The 4,473-nt window shown below is 63.1% G+C and carries 4 protein-coding genes; 1 reads left to right on the top strand and 3 read right to left on the bottom strand.

Going from position 1 to position 4,473, the window contains the following annotated elements:
* On the top strand, positions 1–899 hold an 899-nt coding region (locus KA354_25170), incomplete at its 5' end, for an aldo/keto reductase (protein ID MBP7937941.1).
* A gap of 22 nt (positions 900–921) precedes the next feature.
* Here the strand turns inward: KA354_25170 and proB are convergent.
* The 3 genes from proB to KA354_25155 form a co-directional block, all read right to left on the bottom strand.
* A complete protein-coding gene (gene proB / locus KA354_25165; GenBank protein MBP7937940.1) occupies positions 922–2,022 on the bottom strand; it encodes a glutamate 5-kinase in 1,101 nt (366 codons plus the stop codon).
* A gap of 130 nt (positions 2,023–2,152) precedes the next feature.
* The gene (locus KA354_25160) at positions 2,153–3,898 is read right to left on the bottom strand and encodes a hypothetical protein (protein MBP7937939.1); all 1,746 of its coding nucleotides are present in this window, start codon (positions 3,896–3,898) and stop codon (positions 2,153–2,155) included.
* A 315-nt stretch (positions 3,899–4,213) separates the two neighbouring features.
* The coding region (locus KA354_25155; protein MBP7937938.1) for a hypothetical protein at positions 4,214–4,473 on the bottom strand (260 nt) is incomplete at its 5' end.

Raw genomic sequence — 4,473 nt, 5'->3', positions numbered from 1 at the left:
GTCGCGGGCGTCTCCCCGGCGCAGCGCTGGCCGGGGCAGGAGCGTTGGCGGTGCGCCCGGAATGGCTCTCGCCGGGCGTTGCGGCAGCCGCCATGGGCCGGCGGACCGCGACCGATATCGTGACGCTGGGCAAGACGGGTATCAAGGTCTCGCGCCTCGCCCAGGGCACCGGCTACAACGGCACCGGCCGCTCCTCGGCCCACACGCGGCTGGGCGAGAAGGAGTTCGACAAGCTGATTCACCATAGCCTCGACCGGGGCATCACGTTCCTGGACATGGCCGACCTGTACGGTTCGCACCCCTATGTGCGTCACGCACTGAACGGCCGGTCGCGCGACAAGATCACCTTTCTGAGCAAAATCTGGCCCGAGACGCAGTACTGGAACGCCTTCTCCGGCGGCGCCAAGCCCGAGATCGACCGCTTCCGACGGGAACTGGATACCGATGTGATCGACATCTGTCTGATGCACTGCATGCGAAACGGCCGGTGGCCCGAGGAACACAAGCGAGTCTGTGACGAATTGGACGAGCTGAAGGCCAAAGGCGCGGTCCGGGCGGTGGGGGTTTCGTGCCACGACCTCGGCGCCCTGAAGGTCGCCGCCACACATCCCTGGACGGACGTGATCCTGGCGCGGATCAACAACACGGGCCGCGAGGCCGCCATGGATGCGTCGGTCGAGGAGGTGGTGCCCGTCCTCAAGCAGGCCAGGGCCAACGGCAAAGTGATCATCGGGATGAAGATTTTTGGAGCCGGTGCGCTGACCCGTCCCGAGCAGAAAGACGCCTCGCTGCGGTTCGTCTTCGAGAATGAGCTGGTCGACGCCATCACGGTCGGGATGCTGAGTACCGAGCAGGTCGACGACACCATCGCCCGGATGAACAAGGCCCTGAACGCGTAGCGCACTCGTCAATAATCAATCATCAATTATCGATGAAGACGATGTCTTCGGGAATGGCGACGACGTCGCGGTGGCCGGGGCCCAGCAGGGCCTTGATCTCGGTGCTGTGTTTGCCGGCCAGCGTCCTGAGCTGTGCGCTGCCGAGGCTCGTGACCGCCTTGGCGGCGCCGTTGAGCAGAACGACGTCGCCGGCCTGAAAGTTGCCTTCGACCGCGACGACGCCGGAGGGCAGCAGGCTCTTGTGATTCCGCAGCGCCTTCATCGCGCCGTCGTCGATGCGCACTGTTCCGGCCGGACGGCTGTTGATGATCCACCGCGCTCGATTGCTGAGCTTGCGTTTGGGCAGGAAGATCGTACCGATCTCCTCGCCCGCCACGATCCGGCCGATCACGTCTCTGGCTCGACCGTTGGCCAGGACCATGCGGCAGCCCGCCTGCGAAGCGATTCGCGCTGCCTCGATCTTGGTCTTCATCCCGCCGGTGGCGTGCCGGCTGCCGGAGCCGCCAGCGTTGCGTGCGATCTCCTCGGTAATCTCGAAGACCGAGGAGATTGGCCTGGCGTCGGCGTGATCGTTCGGGTTCTTGTCGTATAGCGCGTCGATGTCGGTCAGCATGATCAGCAGGTCCGCGTCGATCTTGCTGGCGACCAGGGCGCTGAGCCGGTCGTTGTCGCCGAACGCCGTGCCGATCTCGGCGGTGCTGATGCTGTCGTTCTCGTTGAGGACCGGGACGATGTTCAGACTCAGAAGCGTCTCGATCGCGTTGCGCAGGTTCAGGTAGGTCTTGCGGTTGCTCAACACCTCGGCTGTCAACAGGACCTGGCCAACCGTGACACCGTGCCGGAGGAAGGCCTTGCGGTACTCCTGCATCAGCAAGGGTTGGCCGATGGCGGCGCAGGCCTGACGCATCTTCATGTCCTTGGGCCTGGTGGAAAGCGCCAGTTGGCCGGCCCCCATGCCGATGGCGCCGGAGGTGACGATGACCACCTGCCGACCGGCCTGGAGCAGCGAAGTGACCTGCGAGGCGACTCGCCGGAAATACGCCGCATCGATCCCGGTATCTTTAGTCAGCGTGTGCGTGCCGATCTTGATGACGATCCGTCTTGTCTTGCTGAAATCTCTCATATGTTTCCCGTGGGCGTGCTTCGACACCATCAGTCCTGAAATTCGGCCGCCAGTATACGCCTGCCCCAAGGCTCCTTCAAGCCGAATCGACCTTGTCGAGTCTGCGGGGTGTGCATCGCACGCCACCGACCTACGGAGCGTGGTAGCGGTAATTGAACCGGCCGCTGGGAGCGACGTCGCCGTAGAGGTAGAAGTCCAGGATGTCGCCAGAGGCAGGCACGTTGTCGGTCCACTTGAACTCGAAGTCGAGCGGAGCGTTTGCCTCCAGGCCGACGAGTGTTCTTGGTACACGCATCTCCAATCGGCTGCCCTGGACCCGGAACGCGACTTGGCCGATCTCGGACCAGTTCCATCCGCGCTCGCTTCGCTCCAAAGCTGCTTCGTTTCCGTCGGGCCTCTTGTGATTGACCGCGAAATCGTAACCCTCCCATCCGGTGCTCTTGTTGCGGTCGATGTCGACCCACAGCGTCATCCAGCCGTCTCCGGCCGGCTCTGTGACAGGCCCGGCGGTCTCGACGTAGAAGTACAGGTTCTCTGCGTCTCGCGTCACCTTGGCGACGATAAAGTCGTTGCGGCCCGAGTCATTCTCATAGAATGTCTTGCCATAGCCACGGTGGTTTCGGTGCATCGTGCTGCCCTTGTGGTGTCGAAACTCCGGCTGCACCTCGGCCCACGACTCGAAGCGTCCGTCGACGTCGATCGCGAGCGGCGGCGACGGCGGGGCAGGGATTTGCACGCCCTTGTACCTCCGGATGTTCCCAACGAGTTGGTAGTAATAGTTGTCGGCGAAGCCGCCCTTCATCGGCTCGATGTCACGACTGTATTCGTTGTTGAACTCATCGGGGAAGGCGTTCTCCGTGCCTTGCCACTCCTTGTAGCGACCCGCGATCCACTCGTTCCAGCCGGTCACGAAGACCAGCTCGGGATCGATCTTCAGCGCATAGTCCCACTGCTCCTGGAAGTTCAGGCCGCGACCGGCCGCTTCCGGATCGGCATTGAAACCATGGGCCTTGGTATAGCTGCGTCCGTGCGAGCCTTTGGGGTCGTTCATCGCCGCCGGCGCCAGCACGTCGGTGGCGTTCTGCGCGACGCCCACCGTCACCTGCTCGAACTTCCCCGGTGTGGTCTCGACATAGCCGTGCTGGGGACAGACCTCCAGCCAACCCCAATGGTCGGGTCGGGATGGCCCCCTGCGGTAGTCGGGCTGTCCGGGCCGGAACGTGAAGAACGAGCGGATCGGCTCGGGCAGGTTGTCCGGGTAGCCCATCAGCAGCGGTTTGCCCTTCCAGTAGAACCACAGGTCTTTGAAGCGTCCCGGCTTGTAGATGTCCTCGTAGATTTTTGTGATGTTGACACGGCTGTCGTCGTGCGGCGCGAACGGACACAGGAAAGCGAACTGCGGCGTTCGTACGCCGTCCCGCCGGGCCTTGCTCCAGACCTCCCCGAGCACGTCGTAGGCCTCCTTCCACGTGAACGTCCCGTTCGTGCAGTCGAAAACCACGACGTCCACGCCTGCGTCGGCCAGCATCTCGGCGTGCTTGCGGTAGACCCACGCGTCGGTGCCGCGATAGTAGCCGAACAGCGGTTCGTTCCAGTGGTATCCCACGATGTGCCCGACCTCTTTCCAGACGGGATGGTTGAAGTCGTTGATCGCATCGGGATGCCGTGTGATGATCTCGTTGACGTTCGCCGGTCCCAGGTCGGTCTTGCCGTCGACGTGCCAGGTCCAGTAGAATATCGCGACGGTTCGCCCCGGCCGGGGATCGCCCGCCTCCGCATGGCTCGGCAGTCTGCGGCCCAGGGCATCCGTGGCCACCCATGCGTCGCTGATGCTCGGCGCGCTGCCCGAACAGACGCAAAGGCTCCACAGCAGCATGCCCCACAGAGAGATCGTGATATGGCTGGCAGAAAACGCGTGAGGGTTCTTCAGGGTCATGGGTCTTCTCTATACATGGAAGCCGGAAACACATCCGGAATCAGAGTCCGAGGCCATTGTAGAGGTTCGCCCGGCGAAAGCAATCCTGCCGCCGCTTGTCCGGGGTGTGTGTGAAAATATCGTGGCATGTGGGTGGCAGCCTCAAAGCGTAGTGCAACGGAGCTTTGGGGATGGCGAATGGGAGTGGCGCATCCGTACGGAAAGGCCTCTGCGAGGCGATCCATCCCCAAGTCCTGCGGATCCGTTCGGCTTCGCTCAGGACAAGCTTTGAGGCTGCCACCCTTGGCGGTCTGCGCCGGCAAGGGAATGCTGCCCTGAAATCCTGACAGACACGCCGAGCGAGTGTCTGTGAAAATATCCTGGCAGCCGTGTGGCAGCGGCAAGCGCAGGCTTGCCGATGGTGATACGCATGCCGTCGAAGCCATCGGCAAACTCCGCCTTGCTCCGTTTGCCGCTGCCACACAGGGCGCTCCGTGGTGGAAAACGGGCCTTGCCGCGAAATTCGCACAGACACT

Source organism: Phycisphaerae bacterium, assembly GCA_018003015.1.
Lineage (GTDB): Bacteria > Planctomycetota > Phycisphaerae > UBA1845 > PWPN01 > JAGNEZ01.
Note: the sequence above shows the minus strand (reverse complement) of the source record. Positions and strands in the feature narration are given on the sequence as shown.

Coding starts and splice junctions, on each gene's coding strand:
- proB (MBP7937940.1), bottom strand. CDS start 2,022: ATGAGAGATTTCAGCAAGACAAGACGGATCGTCATCAAGATCGGCACG.
- KA354_25160 (MBP7937939.1), bottom strand. CDS start 3,898: ATGCTGCTGTGGAGCCTTTGCGTCTGTTCGGGCAGCGCGCCGAGCATC.